This is a genomic window from Streptomyces sp. NPDC001549, assembly GCF_042894025.1.
GTDB lineage: Bacteria > Actinomycetota > Actinomycetes > Streptomycetales > Streptomycetaceae > Streptomyces > Streptomyces kutzneri.
In genome coordinates, this window is record NZ_JBIAVJ010000004.1 from 434,223 (window position 1) to 455,382 (window position 21,160).

At 74.1% G+C, this 21,160-nt stretch carries 22 protein-coding genes; 12 read left to right on the forward strand and 10 right to left on the reverse strand.

Annotation, left to right across the window (positions count from 1 at the left end; translation table 11 throughout):
• Positions 1-25: 25 nt before the first annotated feature.
• The 3 genes from ACFY04_RS09880 to ACFY04_RS09890 all read right to left on the reverse strand — a co-directional run bounded on the left by ACFY04_RS09880 (position 26) and on the right by ACFY04_RS09890 (position 2,236).
• A complete protein-coding gene (locus ACFY04_RS09880; RefSeq protein WP_389115381.1) occupies positions 26-919 on the reverse strand; it encodes a hypothetical protein in 894 nt (297 codons plus the stop codon).
• Positions 916-1,254: a PadR family transcriptional regulator gene (locus ACFY04_RS09885; protein WP_389115383.1), complete on the reverse strand. Its 339-nt coding sequence runs from the start codon at positions 1,252-1,254 to the stop codon at positions 916-918. The genes ACFY04_RS09880 and ACFY04_RS09885 overlap by 4 nt, the downstream gene beginning before the upstream one ends.
• A 124-nt stretch (positions 1,255-1,378) precedes the next feature.
• Entirely contained in the window at positions 1,379-2,236 is an 858-nt protein-coding gene (locus ACFY04_RS09890; RefSeq protein WP_389115384.1) for an NADPH-dependent F420 reductase, read from the reverse strand.
• Positions 2,237-2,306: 70 nt separating this feature from the next.
• On the opposite strand from ACFY04_RS09890, the gene ACFY04_RS09895 reads away from it, so the two are divergent.
• On the forward strand, positions 2,307-2,786 hold the full coding sequence (locus tag ACFY04_RS09895; RefSeq protein WP_389115385.1) for a hypothetical protein: 480 nt from the start codon (positions 2,307-2,309) through the stop codon (positions 2,784-2,786).
• 181 nt (positions 2,787-2,967) lie between these two features.
• A complete protein-coding gene (locus tag ACFY04_RS09900) occupies positions 2,968-3,651 on the forward strand; it encodes a GNAT family N-acetyltransferase (protein WP_389115469.1) in 684 nt (227 codons plus the stop codon).
• Here ACFY04_RS09900 and ACFY04_RS09905 read toward each other — a convergent pair.
• Together ACFY04_RS09905 and ACFY04_RS09910 are read right to left on the reverse strand one after the other, a co-directional pair.
• On the reverse strand, positions 3,558-4,268 hold the full coding sequence (locus ACFY04_RS09905; protein ID WP_389115387.1) for a hypothetical protein: 711 nt from the start codon (positions 4,266-4,268) through the stop codon (positions 3,558-3,560). The two genes, ACFY04_RS09900 and ACFY04_RS09905, sit on opposite strands and share 94 nt — an antisense overlap.
• Positions 4,269-4,358: 90 nt before the next feature.
• A complete protein-coding gene (locus tag ACFY04_RS09910; protein WP_389115388.1) occupies positions 4,359-4,661 on the reverse strand; it encodes a putative quinol monooxygenase in 303 nt (100 codons plus the stop codon).
• A 251-nt stretch (positions 4,662-4,912) separates the two neighbouring features.
• On the opposite strand from ACFY04_RS09910, the gene ACFY04_RS09915 reads away from it, so the two are divergent.
• The 9 genes from ACFY04_RS09915 (at position 4,913) to ACFY04_RS09955 (ending at position 12,588) form a co-directional block, all read left to right on the forward strand.
• Positions 4,913-5,797 (forward strand): CAP domain-containing protein, encoded by an 885-nt coding sequence (locus tag ACFY04_RS09915; protein ID WP_389115390.1) that lies wholly within the window; start codon positions 4,913-4,915, stop codon positions 5,795-5,797.
• 188 nt (positions 5,798-5,985) lie between these two features.
• On the forward strand, positions 5,986-6,552 hold the full coding sequence (locus ACFY04_RS09920; RefSeq protein WP_389115391.1) for a hypothetical protein: 567 nt from the start codon (positions 5,986-5,988) through the stop codon (positions 6,550-6,552).
• A gap of 353 nt (positions 6,553-6,905) precedes the next feature.
• A complete protein-coding gene (locus tag ACFY04_RS09925; protein WP_389115392.1) occupies positions 6,906-7,664 on the forward strand; it encodes a thioredoxin family protein in 759 nt (252 codons plus the stop codon).
• Positions 7,661-8,308, forward strand: coding sequence for a TlpA disulfide reductase family protein (locus ACFY04_RS09930; protein ID WP_389115393.1), 648 nt, complete (start codon positions 7,661-7,663; stop codon positions 8,306-8,308). The genes ACFY04_RS09925 and ACFY04_RS09930 overlap by 4 nt, the downstream gene beginning before the upstream one ends.
• Entirely contained in the window at positions 8,305-9,081 is a 777-nt protein-coding gene (locus tag ACFY04_RS09935) for a cytochrome c biogenesis CcdA family protein (protein WP_301373847.1), read from the forward strand. Before ACFY04_RS09930 ends, ACFY04_RS09935 begins: the two co-directional genes overlap by 4 nt.
• 77 nt (positions 9,082-9,158) lie before the next feature.
• Positions 9,159-9,746: a hypothetical protein gene (locus tag ACFY04_RS09940; protein WP_389115395.1), complete on the forward strand. Its 588-nt coding sequence runs from the start codon at positions 9,159-9,161 to the stop codon at positions 9,744-9,746.
• 34 nt (positions 9,747-9,780) lie between these two features.
• Complete coding sequence (locus ACFY04_RS09945; protein WP_389115397.1) at positions 9,781-10,512, forward strand: response regulator transcription factor; 732 nt, start codon at positions 9,781-9,783, stop codon at positions 10,510-10,512.
• Positions 10,509-11,921 carry an ATP-binding protein gene (locus tag ACFY04_RS09950; protein ID WP_389115398.1) on the forward strand — a complete coding sequence of 471 codons (1,413 nt, stop codon included), beginning with the start codon at positions 10,509-10,511 and terminating at the stop codon, positions 11,919-11,921. Before ACFY04_RS09945 ends, ACFY04_RS09950 begins: the two co-directional genes overlap by 4 nt.
• Positions 11,922-12,000: 79 nt before the next feature.
• Positions 12,001-12,588 carry a GNAT family N-acetyltransferase gene (locus tag ACFY04_RS09955; RefSeq protein ID WP_389115400.1) on the forward strand — a complete coding sequence of 196 codons (588 nt, stop codon included), beginning with the start codon at positions 12,001-12,003 and terminating at the stop codon, positions 12,586-12,588.
• Positions 12,589-12,624: 36 nt separating this feature from the next.
• On the opposite strand, the gene ACFY04_RS09960 is transcribed toward ACFY04_RS09955, so the two are convergent.
• The 3 genes from ACFY04_RS09960 to ACFY04_RS09970 form a co-directional block, all read right to left on the reverse strand.
• The gene (locus ACFY04_RS09960) at positions 12,625-13,359 is read right to left on the reverse strand and encodes a hypothetical protein (RefSeq protein WP_389115401.1); all 735 of its coding nucleotides are present in this window, start codon (positions 13,357-13,359) and stop codon (positions 12,625-12,627) included.
• 85 nt (positions 13,360-13,444) lie between these two features.
• Positions 13,445-14,230, reverse strand: a complete 786-nt coding sequence (locus ACFY04_RS09965; protein ID WP_389115403.1) for an SGNH/GDSL hydrolase family protein — start codon at positions 14,228-14,230, stop codon at positions 13,445-13,447.
• Complete coding sequence (locus ACFY04_RS09970; protein WP_389115405.1) at positions 14,217-14,783, reverse strand: PadR family transcriptional regulator; 567 nt, start codon at positions 14,781-14,783, stop codon at positions 14,217-14,219. Before ACFY04_RS09970 ends, ACFY04_RS09965 begins: the two co-directional genes overlap by 14 nt.
• Before the next feature lie 86 nt (positions 14,784-14,869).
• Here ACFY04_RS09970 and ACFY04_RS09975 point away from each other — a divergent pair, with 86 nt between their 5' ends.
• Positions 14,870-15,283, forward strand: coding sequence for a nuclear transport factor 2 family protein (locus ACFY04_RS09975; RefSeq protein ID WP_389115406.1), 414 nt, complete (start codon positions 14,870-14,872; stop codon positions 15,281-15,283).
• A gap of 186 nt (positions 15,284-15,469) precedes the next feature.
• On the opposite strand, the gene ACFY04_RS09980 is transcribed toward ACFY04_RS09975, so the two are convergent.
• Both ACFY04_RS09980 and ACFY04_RS09985 read right to left on the reverse strand, forming a co-directional pair.
• Entirely contained in the window at positions 15,470-16,210 is a 741-nt protein-coding gene (locus ACFY04_RS09980) for an SAM-dependent methyltransferase (RefSeq protein WP_389115408.1), read from the reverse strand.
• 61 nt (positions 16,211-16,271) lie between these two features.
• Positions 16,272-21,089: a hypothetical protein gene (locus tag ACFY04_RS09985; RefSeq protein ID WP_389115410.1), complete on the reverse strand. Its 4,818-nt coding sequence runs from the start codon at positions 21,087-21,089 to the stop codon at positions 16,272-16,274.
• Between the last annotated feature and the right edge of the window lie 71 nt (positions 21,090-21,160).

Consider the following 21,160-nt stretch of genomic DNA (forward strand, 5'->3'; position numbering starts at 1 on the left):
CGAGTCTGTGAAGCTGACCGCCTGCTCAGGCGTGGCCGGCCGTGTCCGAGTGGCTGCGACGCCACAGGCGCACGGCCAGGCCCGTGGACGCGAGCAGGACCAGGCACGGCAGCGCGGTGTCCTCGCCCACCACCCCCGCGAAGTGACCCAGGACCAGGAACGGGGCTGCGGCCAGGGCGAACTGACCGGGCGTACGGATCCCGGACAGGGCGGGACGGCCCGCCAGGGCCAGGGCGGCCACCACGGTCACGGCGAAGCGCCACAGCACGATCATGCCGATCCCGCCCGCGTCGAGCAGGCCCAGGAGCACCACGGACAGCGGCGCCCAGAGCAGCAGCGCCACCAGCCCCGTCGTGGTCCTGATCCGGCAGGGCGGGCGCAGGTCCGGGGGACAGAGCAGCGGGAGCGCGGCGATCGCCAAGGGCGGGGCCAGGTAGGCCAGGTGCTCCAGCGGCATCTCCAGGGCGCCCGGCAGCACCGCGACGACGAAACACACCGTGCTTCCCGCGACCCCGGCGAACGCGGTCCGCGCGCCGGCGGTGAAGCGCCCGCTCAGTGCCACCACGGCACCGATGAAGGTCAGTACGGAGAAGCCGTTCATCGCATACCCGAGCGGGGTCTCGAAGTCGGGGCGACCGGTGACGTACGCGAGGTTGAGGGCCGAGGCGAGCAGGAAAGCGGCATGCGCGCCCGTGGCGGCCAGCGCGAAGGGCGCCGCCGCCGCGAAGAGGCGCCCGCCGCGCTGCGCCGAACCCACCCCCAGGCGAAGCCGCAGCGCGTGCGCCACGATGTCCCCGGCTTCCCGCAGCCGGGTGAGCGGCCCGGCGTCCTCGGTCGCCTCCCGGTAGGCCTCGGCTATCTCGTCGCCGAAGGCGCGGCGGAAACCGGCCGGGTACAGGCGCAGCAGACGAAGGTTCACGCCGTGGCCGTCTCGCCGGAGACGCCCAGGCGGCGCGCCGCCTCGCGTGCGGTGGCGGCGATCCGCTGCGCCTCGGCGGCCAGGCTCCGCCGGCCTTCGGCGGTGAGTCTGTAGGTGCGGCGCAGCCGGCTGTCGACGATCTGCTCCTCGTGGACCTCGATCAGTCCCTGACCCAGCAGTCGCTCCAGGGCCCCGTACAGCGTGCCGGTCCGCATCTTGACGCGTCCGCCCGAGATCAGCTCCACCTCGCGCGCGATCGCGTACCCGTGGCGGGGCTCGTCCGCGAGCGCGGTCAGGAGGAGGAGGGTCGGTTCCTGCATCGCACGATCACTCATGCCTGCATGGTAGGTCACCCACCGGCATATGCCGCCGGGCGGGACCCGCGCCGGCCGCCGGGGCGGCGCGCCCCGCCGCGGCTCGGCGGAGAGCGGCCCCCGGGACCAGGACCCGCGGTGGGGGTCAGCCGCGGAAGGACTCCGGGCGGGTCGGTGAGGCCTCGGCGAGGGCCTTGGTGACCGCGTCGACGCCTTCCCGCAGTCCGTAGACGGGGGTGTCGGGCTGCTGGCGCCAGGAGTCGTCGAGGCCACCCGCGTCGACCGTGTCGAAGCCGAGCTCCTCGATCAGGGCGCGTACGGTCTTCTTCGCCGCGGCGTCGTCTCCCGCGACGGGCAGCGCCATCCGGTCCGCGGCACCCGCCGGGCGGTGCCGGTCGAGGATGTCCTGCGCGTAGGTGCCGTTGAAGGCCTTGATGACGGGGTGTCCGAGGTGCCGCTCGGTCCACCGGCTCTCGGTGAGACCCTCGTCCTCGACACCGGCGATCCGGCCGTCGCGCTGGCGCGGGTAGTAGTTGCCGGTGTCGATGACCGCGAAGCCCTCGGCGGCCTCGCCGAAGAGGCCCGCCGGCAGGTCCGGCACCTTCTTGAAGGGGATCGTGACCACGACGATCTCGGCGCCGCGCGCGGCCTGCGCCACGGTGACGGGGGTGGCGCCGGTCTCCTCGGCCAGCGCGGCCAGGGTCTCGGGGCCGCGCGAGTTCGCCACGGATACCTCGTGGCCGAGGGCCGTGAGCCGACGGGTGAGGTTGCCGCCGATGTTGCCCGCGCCGATGATGCCGATCTTCATGAGCTCTCCAGTGCATCCGGGATCAGTGTCGCGTCCGCACCAACTCCCGCCCCGGCTACGGCATTCCGCCCCGCGGCGATCGTCGCCCGGTCGAGCGATGCGATCGCGCCGCCGTGCGAGGCCGTTCGGCACACGGGCGGGCTCCTGACGGGCCCGATACGGCCGCGGGCGTGACTTTCCAGCCATTTCTCGCATTTCGCGAACCGGACGGGGCCGTGGCCGCGTCGGCCGGTGCAGCCACTCAGCACGGGGAAAGGCTCAGCAGATGTCCAAGCTCTCGGCCAGGCGAACCGCCTCCCTCACCCTCGCGGCCACCGCCGTACTCACCCTCGCCCTCGTCACCAGCGCCTCCGCGAACGGACCGACGGCAGGGGAGCCGGCGCAGGCCGCCGCCCCGGCCCCGTCCGTCTCGGGCAGCCCCGAGGGCGCCTTCACCCGGATCGCCGACTTCTACGGCTCCTACATCGACGCCGTGTACGACGGGGACGGGTCCACCGCGGACCGCCTGCGTGCCTTCTACCTCTCGGAGCCGCTCCAGGCGGAGTTGAGGAAGTGGGAGGAGAAGAACCACGCGGACGGCGTGCTCCGCGCGCAGAACGTGCCGCTCAAGTGGAAGGTCACCTCCACCGGCAGCGGAACGGGACGGACGAACGCCACCGTCACGCTGACCTGGGGCAGCGACACGACGAAGGTCTTCGTCCAGGCCGACCTGGCCACCCGCAAGATCGTCTCCATCCGGGACTGACCCCTGCGGCGGCGGGCGCGCGGGGGCCGCATACAGTTCCCGCGTAAGGGGACACCGATGATCTGGCGCCTGGGACCGCGCCGCCCGCAGCCCGCGCCCGTCCGGTGCGGGGACGGCCGCCACGCGCTGCGGACCGCGCGGCTGGTCCTGCACACCCCCCCGCGACTTCCTGGACGTGGAGATGGGCGCCGCGGCCGGTGCAGACGCCGACGTACAGCGCTGGTTCGGTTGGATCCCCGACTCGATCGTCACCCCCGAGACCGCCGCGCATCTCCTCGGAATCCACGACGGCAACCGTGCCGAGCGGCTGCGTGCCTTCCCCAAAGCCGTCCGACGGGAGCTGATACAGCCGGTGGTGCTCCCGGGCCCGACGGAGGGGCAAGGGCTGCTCGCCGTCGACCCGGCCACGGGCCTGGTGGCCGGGATGAGTTCGCTCACCCCGGACGACGACGGGGTCATCGGCATCTGGCTCGCCCCGGCCTTCCGCGGCCGGGGTCTGGGCACCGAACTCGTTGCGGCAACCGCCCGGTTCGGCCACGAGCACCTGGGCCTGGCATCGGTGCGGGCCGGTACCGAGACCTCCAACCACCGCTGCCGGGGGGCCCTGAGCGCCGCGGGGTTCGTCCCGTACGACGGTCCCGCCCTGCACACGCTTCCCGAGGCAGGGTCGTCGACTCCGCCTGGTACCGGCACGAGGCGGCCGGCACCGCCCGCTGCGCCGCCGTCCCGGAGGGCGCCGTCAGCCGGGCGTGAGCGTGGGCACCCCGCGGGTCAGGAGATCGCGTACCACTGGCTGGCCCAGCCGGTGTTGATGGTGCTCGTGGACTGCTCGGCGAGGTTCACGGTGGGCGGCAGCGAGGTCTGACCGGTCAGCAGGGTGCTGTACCGGAGGTTCGGCGGCGTCAGACCCGCGTTGACCGAAATGCCGGCGCCCGTGGACTTCAGGGTGAGGCCGTTGGTCGCCCAAGTGCCGTTGAGCAGCAGCGCGATGAAGTAGGTCCCGGGTGCGGCGGTGAACGGCTTGCCGAGGGCGAACGGCTTGGCGATCGCGTCGGTCATCAGCTGGGGGGAGATGTCCGGGGTCGCCCCGACGAGGGCGCCCTTGGCGTCGTACACACCGAGATGGCAGTTGGCGAGCTGGGCGTTGGGGTCGATGCCGGCCAGGCCCAGCCAGACGTTCGACCAGGTGATCTGCTCGCGCAGGACGATCCGTACCAGGGTGACCCGACCGCCGACCCCGGCCGACGTCTGGGCGGTGACGTGCCCCGCGTCATTGGGATCCCCGGTCCACGCCAGCAGGTTCTGGTCCTGAGGCCGGGGTCCCTCGAAGCCGGACCCGCCGCCGCCCTGCGCGGGCACAGAGGCCACGGAGCTCGACGCCGCGGGCCGGCTGTCTCCCGGCGCTGTACAGCCGGCGAGGACGAGCAGCGCTGCGAGCGCGGTCACGAGACCGGTCGTGGCGGTGGTGGTGCGGGTGCGCATGGTCCCCCCATGAGGTGCGGATCTGTCGACGGACATGATCACACGCCGCCGGTGCGCGCCCGCCCGCGGCGGAGCCGCGATGGTGCGCGGTCAGGCCAGGGGGCCGGCGACGAGCCGGATGACCTCCGCCGGTCCCGCCCGGAACGCCGGGCTCGCCGCGTCGGCCTCGACCATGTGCGGCGTGGCGTCATGGGCGTCGAGCGCCGCCTGCGACGACCACCGCTCGATGAGGACGAAGCGGTCGGGCTCACCGCTCACCTGGTGCAGGTCGTACTGCAGACATCCCGTTTCGGCCCGCACGACCGGTGCGAGACGCTCGAACGCCGCGACCTGTTCCCGGCCGCGGCCCGGAAGGGTGTTGATGAGGATGACGAGTTGCACGGGCTGTGACATGCGCCGAACTCTACGCAGGGGCCCTCGGCGCGGGTGCGCCGAGGGCCGCCGGGGGTGCGCCGGGGTTGTCCCGGGGTGCGCCGGGTCCGTATCGACCGAATGGCCGGGGATGGCCCGGCTCGTCCCCTGAACCGACCCTGCGGGTTTCCTTAAGGGAACCTGAAGAGCCCCTCCGGCGCGCGGATTTCACTGATCGCAACCCTAGGCTCGGTCGCACCCCACCCCCTTTCCCTCTGTGAGGTGCTACAGGCATGAGCAGCCGAACTCCCGCAACGCCGTCCCGCGTCGAGGCGCGGCGGAAGAAGGCGGTGCGTACGCGCATCGTCCTGTCCCTCACCGCGGCCGCCGCGGCGGTGGCGGTCGGCGTCGCCGTCGCCGATTCCGGCGGCGGTACGCAGGTGGACCAGCGGGCCGACGGCGCCACCGGGGCGAAGTCCGGGACGCCGACCCCGGCGGACCCGGCCGGGACCGCGAGCCCCACCGCTCCGCTCCCCGAGGTCACCGCCGATGCCGCAGCCGCCACCGGCTCGCTGCCGCCCGGGACGCCGACGCCCGAAGGTACGGAGTCCGCGGCTCCGGCGAAGCCCGCGGCGGAGGAGGAAAGCCCGGCCAAGCCCGCCCCGGCCGGCAAGCCCCCGCGTACGTCCGGCGGGAGCACCGGCGGCGGCTCCGGTACGTCCGGCGGTTCAGGCGGATCCGGGGGCTCGTCAGGCGGTTCGTCCGGCTCCTCCGGCGGTTCCGGCAGCTCCTCCGGTGATTCCGAATCCGCGGTCCTCGCCCTGGTCAACAAGGAGCGGGCCACGGCCGGCTGCGGCCCCCTGACGGTGAACGCCAAGCTGAGCGCCGCGGCACGCGCGTACAGCGACACCATGGCCCGCAGCGGCGTCATGTCCCACACCGGACCCGACGGTTCGACCATGACCACCCGCGTGGAGGCCGCCGGCTACGCGTGGTCCCGCCTCGGCGAGAACATAGCCCGCGGCCAGTCGGACGCCGACGCGGTCATGAAGGCGTGGATGAACAGCTCCGGCCACCGGGCCAACATCCTCAACTGCTCCTTCAAGGAGATCGGCATAGGCGTCCACAAGGGCGACGGCGGCCCGTGGTGGACGCAGGACTTCGGGACGTCCAAGTAGGAACTTTCCCCCCGCCCCGCACACCGGCCACCTCCCACCGGCTGCCGGGGCGCACACGTCCTCCGACCCGTACGCGGGTCGGAGGACGTCCGTGTTCGTGCCCGGGGCACCGCCGGGCGGCGGCGCTCCGTCGCCCTCGGCGGGGGAGCCGTTGACGCGCGGCCCGGCCCGTCGGCCACTATGGGGCCGTGCCTCGATTTCCGCGCTACCTGTTCATATGGCTGTCGTGCACGGCCACCAGCGTGACGGCCGTGCTCGCCACGGTCCAGTTCGTGGTCGGCTCCACCAGGCATACGCCCCCGGTGGCCCGGTCCGCCCCGATGGTCTTCGACTCGCCGCCGGCGTGGCCGGCGGTGCAGGACCCGTCGCCGGGCCCGCCGTCCCCGACCGCCTCCGCGTCCCCGAGCCCCTCGCCCACCGCGACCGAGGCTCCGACCCCCTCGGCTCCCTCCTCCCCGCCCGCGAAGCCCTCGGCAGCCGCCCGCACCACCGCGCCCAAACCCGGCGTCGACTGCGAGAACGGCGGACCGGGCCTGCACACCGTCCCCTCGCAGGGCGGCAAGGTCACGGTGCGGTACGGGAGCCGCGGCGTGTGTCTGATCTCCGCGGTCCCGAGCCGCGGCTTCAAGGCCACCACGGCACAGACCGACGACGACACCCTGACGGTCACCTTCAGCAGCCCGGACCACCGGTCGGTCATCACCGCGACGATCGACCCGATGGCCAAGGCCAGCGTCCGCGAGACGTCCTTCTGAGAGCCGGCCGGCCCGCCCGCTGACCGGCTGACCGGCCGGACCGCAGCGACGTGACCGCTTCGGCCGGTCCGCACCGCTCGGTCCCTCCTGATCCCTTTCGCGGGATTCACCTCCCCGTATGCGCTCATCGGACGGGTCCTGGTGAAGCGGAAGGTGAGCTGTTCCTTAGGGGAACCTCAAGATCCCGCTCAGGCGGTTCGCAGGGCCCGCCGCGGTCCTATGCTCACGTCAGCCGACCGGCCTCCGGCGCCCGGGCACACCGCCCCGGCGAACCGCGGGTCCGCCGGCTTCACCGAGTCGGGAGGCTTCTCGCCCTTCCCGTAGTTCTCAGCGCGCCTTGGGGTGTCTTCGCCATGACTTCTCGCATACTCCGACCCGTCCGTGCCGGCCACGCCGCGCGGCCCCGCTCCGCCGCTCCCCTGGGTGTTCGGCTGCCGCTCGCCGCCGCGGCCATGGTCGCGGCGGGTCTGTGCGCCGCCTGCGGGCCGTCCTCCGAGACCGTCGGCTCCGCCTCGCCCACCACCGCCGGACCGTCCACGCAGGCCCTCGCCGCCACGCCGTCGGCCTCCGCGTCCACCGAGGCCTCCCCGAGCGCTTCGGCCTCGCCGTCGGCGTCCGCCACCGCGCAGGCCTCCTCCTCGCCGACCCCCTCCCGGACCCGGAGCGGTTCGGCCGCCCCCAAGCCGGCCCGTACGTCCGCCGCGCCCGCCCCGGCCCGGGTCCCCGGCCCCGGCTACGACAGCTCGGCCGACGCGCAGAAGCAGATCGACGCCGCACTGGCCGCGGCCAAGGCCGACGGGAGGATGGTGCTGCTCGACTTCGGAGCCAACTGGTGCGGCAACTGCAAGGCCGCCGACAAGGTGTTCGCCCAGCCGCAGACGGCGGCGATCCTCGGAGCCTCGTACCACCTGGTCAAGATCGACATCGGCGGCAACAGCTCCGCCAACTCCGCGCTCCTGCGCAAGTACAGCCCCTCGGGCGGCACCTACACGATGCCCGTACTGATCGTCGTCAACTCGTCCGGCAAGGTGCGCACCGACACCCACGCCACGGGCAACCCCTCCCTCACGGCGGAGGGGATCAACGCCTTCCTGCGCAAGTGGGCCGCGTGAGACCAGCGGACCCGCGCCGGGGCCAGGCGCGTACCGCGGTCCTGGCCGGAGCCGCCCTCGCGGCGGCCGTGGCCGGCTGTGTCTTCGCCGCGGTCGGTACGGTCGCCGCCGACGGCAGCCGCGCGGAGGCGGCGGCCGGACCGGCGACCGCGGCCTCGGCCGTGGTCGCCACCGCGGCCGAGGCCACGGTCATCGACCCCGCCGACCGGCCCGCCGCGCCCGCGCTGGCGGGCGACGACCTCGACGGGAAGCCGGTCCGTCTCGACGGCTTCCGGGGGCATGTCGTCGTGCTCAACGTCTGGGGGTCCTGGTGCGGCCCCTGCCGGGCGGAGGCCGACGACCTGGCGCGGATCGACCGGCAGACCCGGGACCGAGGCGTCCGGTTCCTCGGGATCAACACCCGCGACCCGGACCGCGCCGCGGCCCGGTCCTTCGTACGCGCGCACGGCCTCGGCTTCCCCAGCCTCCACGACCCCGCCGGCGAGCTCCTGCTCCGCTTTCCGCCCGCCCTCCTCAACCCGCAGGCGATCCCCTCGACCCTCGTGATCGACCGCCGCGGCCGCATCGCCGTCAGCATCGGCGGCGCGGTCACCGGGGACGAACTGAGCCCGCTGCTCGCCCGCGTGACGGAGGAGGCGCCATGACGGCAGGCCTGGCGCTCGCCGCCGCGGACACCCCTTCCCTCCTCCACGGGACCCTGGCAGTCGCCGCTCCGGTGGCGTTCCTCGCGGGACTCGTCTCCTTCCTCTCGCCGTGCGTGCTGCCGCTCGTACCGGGCTACCTCAGCTACGTGACCAGCCTGTCGGTCTCCGACCTGGCGGAGGCCCGCGGCGGGCGCCGCAGCCGGATGGCGGCCGGCGCGCTGCTCTTCGTCCTCGGTTTCACGGCGGTCCTCGTCTCCGGGGGCGCCCTGTTCGGGTACTTCGGCCGCACCCTGCTGGCCCACCAGGAGGTGGTCACCCAGGTGCTCGGTGTCTTCACCGTGCTGATGGGGCTGTCCTTCATGGGGTTCCTGCCGGGATTCACCCAACGGGAGTTCCGCAGCCACCGGCGTCCCGCCCTCGGGCTGGCCGGAGCCCCCGTGCTGGGCGCGGTGTTCGCGGTCGGCTGGACCCCGTGCATCGGCCCGACGCTGGCCGCCGTGCAGGCGCTGGCCTGGAGCGAGGCCAGCGCGGCCCGCGGGGCGCTGCTGATGGCGGCGTACTGTCTCGGCCTGGGGCTGCCGTTCGTCCTCGCGGCGCTGGCCTTCCGGCGGGCCCTGGGCGCCTTCGGCCTGGTCAAACGCCACTACCCCTGGGTCCTGCGGATCGGCGGCGGGATGCTCGTGCTCGTCGGCGTACTGCTGGCCACCGGGGTGTGGAACGACCTGGTGTACCGGCTGCAGCTGTGGAGCGCGGACTTCACCACCGCCGTATGAGCGGGTCCCCGTACGGGCCCGCCCCGAAGACCCGAGAACCGATTCGTTTTCCCTACACAAGAGGCACGGATACCCAGATGAACGTTTCCCCGCTCAAGCGGCGTACCCGGACGGCCCGGAGCGTGGTCGCCCTCCTCTCTCTGGCCGCGCTCACGGCCTGCGGCGGCCAGTCCGCCAAGGAGCCCGCCGGCGCCGCGGCCGCCGGCGCCGCGCCGCCGCCCACCACCAGCTTCACCGAGAACGGAGTCACCGTCACCCTCTCGGTGTCCGGCTGGCACGCGCCGAAGGGCACGCTGACCGCCGTCTTCACCCCCGAGAAGAAGGGCTTCCACCTGTACAGCACCGAACTGCCGCTCACCGGCGTGGAAGGCGTGGGCCGGCCGACCGCGGTGGACGTCACCGGGGTCCTCAAGGCCGACGGGAAGCTGACGGCCGCCGCCGACGTACGGAACATCAGCGTGCCCGGCGTCGACGCCCCGATGCCCGTCTACCCGGACGGCCCCGTCACCACCACCCTGCCCATCCGCGCCGACGGCAACGGGGACGCGACGGTGCTGCTCGGCTACGCGAGCTGCAGCGCGAAGGAGGGCTGCACCATTCCGGTCGCCGGCCACCCCGTACACCTGCGCCTCACCGACGGCGGCCCGACGTTCGCCGCCCACTAGAAGGGTGCGCGGGCCGAACCCCTAAGGTGTGCCCATGCCCAGCGTCCTGGTCGTGGAAGACGACCCCAGCATCCGCCAGTCACTCATCGAGGTCCTGGCGGAGCACGGGTATGCCGTACGCAGCGTGGGCGACGGATTCGGCGCCCTGCGCGAGGTCACCCAGACTCCCGTCGACGCCGTGGTCCTCGACCTCGGCCTGCCCGACCTGGACGGGGGAGACGCACTGCGCATGATCCGGGGCATATCCTCCGTTCCCGTCCTGGTGGCCACCGCCCGCGACGACGAGACCGAAATCATCAAGCTCCTCAACGCCGGCGCCGACGACTACCTGGTCAAGCCCTTCTCCGGAGGACAGCTGATAGCGCGCCTCTCCGCCGTCCTGCGGCGCACCAGCCACGTGGCCCCCGCGGGCGCCGCCCACGCCGGGCCGGGGGCACGGCCGGCGCCGGCCGCCGACCCGATGGGCGCCACCACCGTGGGCGAGCTGGCGGTGGACCCCGGCGCGCGTACCGCGTACCTGGCCGGCCGGGAGCTCCACCTCACCCGGCGGGAGTTCGACCTGCTGGCCTTCCTCGCCCACCACACCGGCCAGGTCGTCTCCAAACGCCGGCTGCTGACCGAGGTCTGGCGCGAGCCGTACGTCGACGACCAGACCGTCGACGTGCACCTGTCGTCGCTGCGCCGCAAGCTGGGCGAACGCGCGGCGGCCCCGCGCTACCTGCTGACGGTCCGCGGCGTCGGCATCAAACTGGTGGCCCCGCGGTGAGACGCTCACTGGCGGGAGTCGCGCTCGCCGTGACGTCCATGGTCGCCCTCTCCTTCCTCATACCCCTGGGCGCACTGGTGATGTCGCTGGTCAAGGAGCAGAGCGTCACCGCGGCCGAGCAGCGCGCCGCAGCCCTCGCACCCGTCCTCACCCTCACCACGGATCCGTCCGCCCTGCGGGAATCCGCCGCCGGACTCGACGCGGCCGAGCACCTGGTCGTCCACCTGCCCGACGCCCAGAGCCTCGGCGACTCCCAGGCCCCCGTGAAACTGCTCGAACGGGCCCAGCAGGGACGCGAGTCCATCTCCCAGAAGACTCCCGGCGGATGGATCTGCCTGCAGCCTGTGGTGCTCCCCGGTGACCGGGTCGCCGTCATCGAGAACTTCGTCCCCGACGAGGAACTGACCCGTGGGGTCAAGGCCTCCTGGGCGGTCATGCTCCTGCTCGCGATCGGCCTGGTCGGCGGCTCGGTGCTGGTCGCCGACCGGCTCGGAGCCAAGGTCGTCCGGTCCTCCAAGAAGCTCGCCCAGGCCTCGCGCACCCTCGGTCAGGGCAATCTGGACACCCGGGTGGAGCCCATGGGCCCCAAGGAACTGCGCGACGCCGGCGTCGCCTTCAACGCCATGGCCCACCGCATGACAGAACTGCTCGCCATCGAGCGCGAACTGGTCGCCGACCTGTCCCACCGGCTGCGCACCCCGCTGACCGCCCTGCACCTGGCATCGGAGCGGATGGCCGGCACACCGGAGTCGGCCAGGGTCGAAGCGGCGGTGCACGCGCTGGAGACGGAACTCCAGGCCATCATCACCGCGGCGCGGACACCGCTCGCCGTGGGCCCGATGGGCCACGGCATGCGCAGCGCGGAGACGAGTACGGGCCGGCAGGCCACCGGGACGGGGCCGTCGTCCGAATGCCCCCGGTGCGAGGCCGCCGACGTCGTGCGGCGCCGGACCGCCTTCTGGGCGGTCCTCGCGGAGCAGCAGAACCGCCCCTGCTCCCTCGACCTCACCCAGGAGCCCACGGCCGTCAGCCTCAGCGACGACGACATCGCCGCGGTGGTGGACGCGCTCATCGGCAACGTCTTCAGCCACACCCCGCCCGGCACCGCGTTCGGGGTCCGCGTCGCCCGTACCGCCCAGGCCGTGGAACTGGTGGTGGAGGACTCCGGACCGGGCATCCCGCAACCGGACCGGGCCCTCTCCCGCGGGAGCAGTACGGGCTCCTCCGGGCTCGGCCTCGACATCGCCCGCAGGGCCGCCGCTGTCACCGGCGGCACGATGCGCATCGCACAGGGCCCGCAGGGAGGCGCGCACATCACCGTGGTCTTCGCCCTGGCACCGCCCCTGCGGCCCGAGCGCGGGCCGCGGGGCTCGCGCAGGCGTGCGCGATGGTGGCCGCGCAAGCGGTGACCGCCCACGGCTCCGCCCACGGGTCCGCCGGGCAGGTGGTGAGGGGGACGGGCCGCGGGAGCTGTGGCAGGATGCCGCGATGATCTCCGGCTCGCCGATACCGCACGTCGTTCCCGCAGGCCGTATGGCCCGGGCGGAACAGCCCGTACTCACACTGCCCGGTGGATGGGAGCTGCGTCCCTGGCACCCGGATGACGCCGAGGCCCTGTACGCCGCCGGCCAGGACCAGGCCATCCGCCTCTGGAACCGCCTGCCGGTGAACTCCCCGGAAGAGGCGCGTCGGAGGATCGAGCGCATGCGCCGGCGATGGCAGGCCGAGCTCGCCGCGATCTGGGCCGTCGCCCGGCCGGGCGGCGAGGCCGTGGGCCTGACCGGCTGGAACGACGTCGACCTCCAGGGCGGCAGCGCCGAGATCGTCTACTGGCTGCTGCCCGCGGCACGTGGTGGAGGCGTCGCCGTCGAGGCGACACGGCGGGTCAGCCGGTGGGCACTGGACGATCTCGGCCTGCACCGACTGCGGCTGTGCCACTCGGTGGCGAACCCGGCATCGTGCCGCGTGGCGGACAAGGCCGGATACTCCCTCGAAGGCACCATGCGCAGCGCACTGCTGCACGCGGACGGATGGCACGACCAGCACCTGCACGCCCTGGTCCGGGGCGATATCTGATCCTGCGCCGGGCAGTCACCGCAGGGAGTGCGGCCGTCAGCCGCAATCCGACATGAACCGGCCTTCGAGGTGGTCGGAACTGAGGAAGAGGAAGCCGCTTCCGTAACCGAAGTTGAGGAAGAACGGGTCCGCCGCGTCCTCACCCCGGTCCTCGAACTGGCAGAGGAACCGCCAGGAGGGGTCGATGCCGAAGGCCTGGTGGTTGGGGTATATAGCCTCGCCTCCCAGGAAGTCCTTGGGCCACTTCTCCTCGGGGAATTCCACGTCTGGACCCTCACCCCTCAGGTACCGGGAGAAGGCGGCGGCCTGGTTTGCTGCCTCATCGGGTTCCGGCGGTACCGGAGTCAGGTCCGTCCGCCATTCGACGGGAACCTCCGTGTCGTCCGGACCCCACCGCCACAGGGTTCTCCCCCGTGTACCGGGGGACCCGACCGACGCGAACGCCGGTATCCGCCCGCCGGGCTGGACCAGAACGACGGCCTCGCCGTCCTCCGGTGCGGTGCCGCCCATGTCCATGCCCTCCTCGTGCAGGAACAGGTACGCGAGGCGCACCTCGTCTCCCGGTACCCGGAACCGGCCGACGAACACGAGCGGCTCGCCCGTACGCGGATGCACCGGCCAGGCCGGTCCGTCCAGCCAGACCGGCTGCCCGCCGAACTTCGACACCGGTTCCGTGACCGGCTCGCGCGCAGCCCGGAAGGACATCCGCAACCGCGGCAGGAAGGCGGCGTCGTAGGGGCCCGAGGCCTGGCCCGTCGGCTCGGAGATCATGCCTCCGACGCTACGCCACCCCACCGACGGCACCCGGCCCAGGTCGGCACCGGCATCCGGCACTCCCTGCCGGACGATCGACGGCCTAGTCGACGGCGGCGGCCAGCGGGAGCAGTGCGGGGCGCTTCGCGGTGCGGCCGTCGCCGGAGGAGCGGCCGCGCAGACGGCGGCCCAGCCAGGGGCCGAGGAACGCGGCCGCCCAGCGCAGTTCGGCCGCCACGGTCGAGCCACCCGGGGCGGTCGGCGGCGGTGGCAGCGGGTGCGTCCAGGTGTCGTCGCTGCCGGGCAGGCCGACGGCGTGGGCGAGGGCCGCGGCGATCCGTTCGTGGCCGACGGGGCTGGCGTGGAGGCGGTCCGTGGTCCACATCCGCGGGTCGGTCACGGCGACCGGCCGGGCGGTCTCGGCGACGGTGACCCCGTGGCGGGCGGCCGCGGCGCGGATGCGGTCGTTGAGGTCGGCGATGCGCGGTGCGACGGGTCGGGCGAGGGGCACGAGCACGCTGAGGTCGGGGAAGGTCACCGTCGCCACGTGGGCCCCGGCGGCCGTGAGGGTGGCGAACATCTCCTCCAGGTGCGCGGCGACCTCCGCGGCGTCGAAGCGGGGCCGCAGGATGTCGTTGACCCCGGCGACGACGGTGGCCAGGTCGGGGCGCAGGGCCAGGGCGGGGCCCAGCTGTTCGGCGCGGACCTGCCCGGCGAGACGGCCCCGGACGGCCAGATTGGCGTACTGGAGGCCGGGATTGGCGGCGGCGAGGTGTTCGGCGAACCGGTCGGCGAAGCCGCGCAGGCCCACGGTGTCGTCCCCGTCGCCGAGGCCTTCGGTCTGACTGTCGCCCAGGGCGACGTAGCGCAGGTACTCACCGTTCGGCACGGGTCAGCCTCTCCTTCAGGATCGCCGCGCTCCGGCGGCACCAGTCGCGGTGTCCCTCCTCGAAGGCGAGGCCGCGCAGACCGGTCAGGTACCCGCCGATCCGTTCGCCGTGGAGCAGGAACTCCTCCTCGTCCAGGTCGCCGCGCATCTTGCGCAGCACCCTGCCGAGCAGGTCGATCTTGGCGTCGGCGGCGGCCGCGCGCGCTTCGAGCTGCGCGATCACCGGTTCGATGCCGATCCGGTCGGCGGTCTGGACCTTGACGAGGAGGTCGTCACGGATGACGGAGGACTTCAGCGGCGCCGCGGCGAACTCCTCCAGTTCGGTGCGGCCGGCCTCGGTGACCTGGAAGAGGCGCTTGTTGGGCCGGGTCTCCTGGACCACCTCGCGGCCCTCGACCAGCCCTTCCTTCTCCAGCTTGGCCAGCTCGGCGTACAGCTGCTGGGGCAGGGCGTGCCAGAAGTTCGCCACGCCGATGTCGAAGGACTTCGCCAGTTCGTAGCCGCTGAACTCGCCGTCCAGCAGTGCCGCCAGTACGGCATGTCGCAAAGCCATCGCGGTCGCCCCTTCCCCTTCCTCGCCAACCCCTGCATCATACTCATGAAAGTGACTAGTCAGATTGATGAGTATGAGGAGGGGTCATGGAGACTGCCGAACGCTTCCGCGCCGCCGTGGAGAAGCGGGATCTCGCCGCGCTGGAGGACCTGTTCACCGAGGACGTCCGCTTCTACAGCCCGGTGAAGTTCACGCCCTTCGAGGGCAGGCCCATGGTCCTGGGGCTCTTCGGGGTCCTGATGCGCGTCTTCGAGGACTTCCGCTACGTCGGCGACTTCGAGGGCGCGGCCGAGACCAGCGCCGACGGCGCGGAGGGCCCGGCTGAGGTCCTGCTCTTCCGGGCCGCGGTGGAGGGCCGGGAGATCCACGGGATCGACCTGCTCCACTTCAACGAGGCGGGCCGGATCAAGGAGTTCACCGTGATGGTCCGCCCGCAGTCCGCCGTGCAGGCCCTGGGGCAGGCGGTCCTCGCCGGCCTGGTCGCCGACGGCCTCGCGTAGGCCGCAGGATCGCCCGGGCGGGACCGGGCGGCACGGGACGGTACGGGCGGAGACCGGGCCGTAGCCGGTGGTGCCGGGGTGCGGACGGCCCTCGTCGCCCGCACCCCGCGCCGTCACATCAGGACGGAGGACGGAGGGCGGCGGGCCGGGAGGGCCCGCAGGCCCCCGGCGGCCTCGCCGCGGCGACTACCGGCCGGAGGTCGGACGCAGGACCAGGGAGACGAAGCCGAAGCTGTCCCGGTAGCCGCGCAGCCATTCCGTACGTCGTTCGTGGGCCGTCCGCAGGATCTCGGCGGCGTTCGGATCGGCAGGGTGGTCGAGAGCCCACGAGGCCAGCGAGCCCAGGCAGGACCACTCGTAGGCGTCCAGCTCCGCGCGTGTGCTGACATGGGCGTGTACGGGAGCCCACCCGTCGGCGGCGATGAGGTCCACGGTGGTCGCCAGGTCGTGGAGCTCGCCGAAGATCTCGACGGCCTCCGCGGACGGCTCACGGTCCCAGAAGCTCTCGCCGAGCAGTACGCGGCCGCCGGGAGCCAGGTGCTCTCGCGCCGCCGCGAGGGTCGGCAGCAGGCCGCCGAAGGCATGGGTGGCGCCGACGCTGACCACCAGGTCGAAGGGCTGGTCGGAGACGAACTCCGAGGCCTTCTGCTGGTGTACGACGAGGCGGTCCTCGACGCCGAGCAGGCCCGCCGAGCGGCGAGCCTGCTCCACGGACACCTCGGAGGTGTCGACGCCCTCGGCGTGCAGACGGGGGTGGGTGGCCAGGGCGCGCAGAAGCCATTCCGCGGTACCGCACCCCAGGTCGAGCACCCGCTCGCCGTCGCGCGGTGCGCCGTGTTCGAGCAGTCGGCGTACCGATTCGTCGTCGAGCGGGGCCTTTATGGGGTGGTCGGCGTGTGCGATCCCGGAGATCTGTTCATGATTCACCGGAGCAGCTTGTCAACGCCGACGTCTGTGCGCACCTTTTTTCCGTCCGAGTACCGGACATTCACGAGCGGTTGGCGGACCTCCGCTTCCAGGCCTGCGCGAACATCTCGTGCAGGGGCGCCGTCGGCAGCACCCGGCCGAAGGGGGCGCGGACCAAGTTGCTCCACAGCGGGCGCACCTGGTGGGTCGCCAGCTTCACCGTCTCCAGCGGCAGGTTCGGGGCCTTCAGCTCGGTCCATTCCCCGGGCAGGAACACGGTCCGGCCCGCCCGCGCCCGCTTGGCCTCCATGACCGCGCCGGTGGCGCGGAGTTCCGCCTGGACCTCCTTGTGCCGCTTGGCGGACCATCCGTTCCACCGCCGTACGTTCCGGTCGGTGGGGGCGGCCAGCGCCGCCACCTGGAGGTACAGCGCCGCCGCGTCCGCGCCGACGCCGAGCTCACCCGCCGCCCGCGTGACCAGCTCCGGGCACGACTGCCGCGGATCCGCCTCGTACGCACCGGCCGGCACCGGTCCGGAGCGGGCCCGCAGCATCATCCGCTCCAGCCCGCCACCGGCCACCAGCGGCGCCACCCGGTCCAGCTCCTCCGCGAGGTCGGTGACCTCGCGGACCCGCCGCCACACCTCGGGGTCGGCGACCGCCGCGGGCCGCAGGAACGAGGCGCCGCCGGGCGCGCACACCACCAGGGGTCCGGAGTCGTACGCGGTCACCGGGACCGGGCCCTCCTCCTTGCGGTCGTCCATCGCCACCGGCAGCAGCCCGGGCCCGAAGCGCTCCGCGATCCGTGCCGAGGTGTCCTGGACCCGGCCGCCGGGCAGCGCCAGCAGCAGCTCCGGACGGGCCAGTTCGGCCCGCAGCCGCTCGTACACGTCCATGGCGCCGGCCACCGCCGGATCCCCGGCGGGCCGGTCCGTCCAGGCCCACACCAGCGCGCTCGCCATCCCCTGGAGGTCGAGGCCCACCGGGGTGCGGTACGGCAGCTCGGGCCCGGCCGGGGGCACGGCCCGGACCTCCACCCCGATGCCGTATTGGGTCGCCGCCAGCTCCCAGCCGGCCGCCTCCACGGGCGCGTTCACGGTCGGGTCCGTGGCGGCCTCCCAGCCGTCCGCCAGCCGCCGGGCCCATACCTCCCCGAGTCCCAGGTCGGTCTCCAGGGCGTCCGCCGCCTCGTCGTGCACAGCGGGCAGTGCCCCGAGCAGCTCCCGCCACACCCCGGCCATCCGCTCTGCGGCCGCCTCAACCCCGCCCGGCCGCCACAGTTCGGCCGGGTCCTCGGGCAGGGCCGCGGCCAGCACGGCCCGCTGCCCCGCGCCCCCGAGCCGCGCGCGCAGCTCCTCGTACGCCACGGCCGTCATCGCGGTCGCCCGGTACGGTGCCTTGCCCGCCAGGGCGCGGTCCTCGTCCCGGTGGGCCCGGCCGACCAGACCGGCCACGACGAGCCGGGCCACGGCCCGCCTGACACCGGTCAGTTCCGCGAAGCGCGCGGCCGCCGACTCCGGCACCGGGAGGGGGCCGTGCGCCTCGACCGCCGCCACCAGGGCCCGTAGCCGGGCGGCGTCGTCCCGCCGCACCCGGACCGGGCCGGCCTGTGCGAGGGCCGCCGGTACCGGGTCGCCGTCCAGATCCCCGGCGGCGGCGGGCGCCACGAACCAGCACGCCGATCCGCCGGCCCGCAGCGCGGCGGACGCCACGGCGGTCCCGCCCGCCCGCAGCCCGTCCAGGGCCGCGGAGTCGGACGTCCGGCCCACCCACCACCGGCTGCCCGCACGGGCGAACGGCTGGTCGGCCCAGGTGTCGAGGAGCGCGAGGAGGGCGGCCCGGTCCGCCTCCGGGGTCGGCGCCACCGCCGCCCGCCACGCCACGGCGTCGATCGAGCCCAGCAGCTGCGACCAGTCCCGCGGCGGCGCCGGGGGCGACAGCCGCCGCACCTCCTCCGCGATCGTCCCGGCCAGGCAGGCACCGTCGGCGGCCAGCGCGTCGAGCGTCGCCGGCAGGGCCGTGTCCTGGGTCCGGCGGTGCGCGTCGGCCTCGTCTTCCGTGACCAGCCCGAACAGCGAGGGCAGCAGCTCGGTGTCCCGCGCGGACCGGCGCAGCACGATCGGCGGGGCCTCGGCGAGGAGGGACACGCGCCGGTGCAGGGCCCGCCGCCGCTCCTCCACCCGGGCGGCGCGGCCGGCCACGGCCACGACCGCATCGACCAGTACCGGGTCGGTGACCTCCGGCAACTCCCGGGCCACGGCGGCGCGCAGCGCTTCCGTACCGTCGAGGGCCGCCGAAAGCAGGGTGTCCGCCGTCTGCCGTCCCACGCCCCGCAGCGCCCGGGACCCGGCCGCGTCACGTGTGCGCAGCAGGTACCAGAAGGCGGGCGGCAGGGCCACGCCTCCCGACACGGTGGCCTTCCGGGGCGGCCTCACCCGCGGGTGCTTCGGCGAGTGGTGCCCCTCCAGCTCCCACAGCAGCACACCGTCGGCGGTGTACGCGCGCACGCCCGTACGGGTCTGTGCCTCGGCGAGGACCACGTCCTCCACCGCACCCTCCGGCGCGGCCCACAGTGCCCACGGCTCCTGCCCCGGCCGGTCGATGTCGAAGCGCGCCGTACGTCCGTCCACGCTCTCCACCAGGTAGTGGTCGGGCGCGTGGTCGCGGTGCCGGGTACGGAACAGCACCCGGGTCCCGACCAGCCCGTCACGGCTGCCCAGCGGGGAGCCGGACAGCCCGGCGGGCAGCGGCGCCAGCTGCAGCGCCTCCGAGTCCAGGCTCATCCCCACCTCGGACGGCTCCGCGGCGGGATCGGCGCCCGGTGCGCGGCCGGGGAAGTCAGGCAGCGGCACGGGCCCCCGCCGCTCCCCGGTGGCCGGGTCCACCACCTCCCACGGCTGCTTCCCGTAGATCCTGTTGGTCCAGATCCGCGAACCGTCGCCGAGTAGCAGCTCCTCGCTGTCGATGCCCTCGGTGGCACCCGGACGCAGCACGCGCAGGCCGCTGTGGCGCCCGCCGCCGTCGGCGGACTCGAACTGGAAGCCGTACGCCCCGTCCAGGCTGCCGCCGAACGGCACGAGCCCGCCCACCTCCTGGGGCTCGAACGGCTCCTCGGGCCGGTCGGCCCAGACGGCGCTGTCGCAGGAGTAGGGGTTCGGCTTGAGGGTCCAGCTCACCAGGAAGGAGCCGCCCACGTAGTGCACGGCGAACAGGGTCGCGTCCTCCGGAACGGTGAACCGGCAGGAGCCCCGCTCGCCGTCCGGGGCGACGGCGACCGCCCGGTCGCGCCCGAACACCGTCAGCACCGGCCAGGTGCAGGTCACCCCGGCCACGCCGGGCAGCGGAGGGTGCACCGCTACACGCGCCCCGTCGACCCCGTCCGTCCCGTCCGCCGCGGGCTCTACGGGCTCTGTTGGTTCGGCGGTCTCGGCGAACCCCGCGTACACGGACTCCAGTGCCGGCCAGGCCAGTTCCTCCGGCAGACCGGCCGCCAGCGAGCGCCGCAGCGTGCCCGCCGCGCCCGCCCCGGCGAGGGCGTCGGCGATCCCGCCGAGGGCCGTCACCGTCGGCCGGTCCAGCAGGGTCTCCAGCTCGGCCACGGCCTCCTCGGCCCCCGCCATGCCGCCGCCCCCGACCGTGCCGACGAGCTTGCCGACCCGGCCGGCCACCTCGTTCGCGATGCCCTCGTTGCCCGGCAGCAGCGTCACCGCGGACCCGGCGCGGCGCCCGCGCGCGGCCCAGTGGTCGGGGAGCAGATCGGCATGGACCGTCCCCTCCAGCCGGGGGCCGAACACCGGGTCCGCGGCCAGCGCGACGAGGTCCCGCCGGGACCGCTCCCCCCAGAACCGCATCCGGACCTCCGCGCCCGGGTCGACCACCGCGGCCCCGGCCGCCAGACAGGCGTCCAGCACGTCCGCGTCGAAGCCCTGGTAGTGGTACCGGGTGGTGTGCACCGCGACCGGGGTGCCCGCCGCCCGAAGCCGCGGCCCCAACCGGCCGACCAGGTCGAGGAATTCCGCAGGCAGCGGCTGCCGGGAGACCCCGCCGCCGGACTGCAGCGCGTACTGGTACATGCGGACGAACTGTCCGACCCAGTGCGGCAGCCCGCCCTCCGGCACCACCCGCCCGGCCGCCATCGCCTCCGTCGCGCCGCAGCCGATCAGCATCCGCAGCCAGGCCCCGCCGTCGGTGACCCCGGTCGGAAACACCTCGACCAGTCCGGCCCGCACGGCGTCCGCCGGCGGATGGGCCGTCAGGACGAGCTCTGCGGCGGTCAGCAGCGCTTCGGGCACCGACTTCCCGCGGGTGACCGACAGGATCGCGCCCACCATCCGCGCGGCCTCGCCGTCCCCGTGCCCGGCCGCCTTGGCCGACGCCCGGACCCGGCGCACCAGATCCGCCGGCAGGTCCGCCCGCGAGCCCGCCCACGCGGTCAGGAACGCCTCCAGGGCCGTGTGCGCCGCCGCCGGATCCAGCGTCTCGGCGAGGAAACGCTGGTGCGCCCCGAACTCCTTGGCCGGCATGGCCCCGCCCGCCGCGAACAGCAGGGCGTTGGCCCGGCGGTAGCCGGGATCCACCGGCAGCCCGTGCTCGGCCTCGGCCGCGCGCGCCGCCGCGTAGGCCCGCCCGCCCGGCCGGCTCCCGTAGCCGATCAGCCGATGGCCCACCGTGTCCCAGAACCACGGCAGGTGCGCCGGCGGCAACCGCCGCGCCCGCGCCGTCATCGTGTCGACGAACCGGCCGGGCTTTTCGTGGGACCGGCCGAGTTCGGTGTACATGTCCTCGACCAGGTCCCGTGCCACCCCGGCCGCACCCGGGTCGTGGGCGGCGACCCAGTCGGCGTACGTGGTCGAGGCGTGCGTGCCGGAGGCGGGCAGGAGGGCGTCGAGCGAGACGATCATGCTTCGCATCGTCGCACGGGCCACTGACACCACCGGGCCGGGGTGGAGCGGCCCTTGGGCAGGCCTCCTGA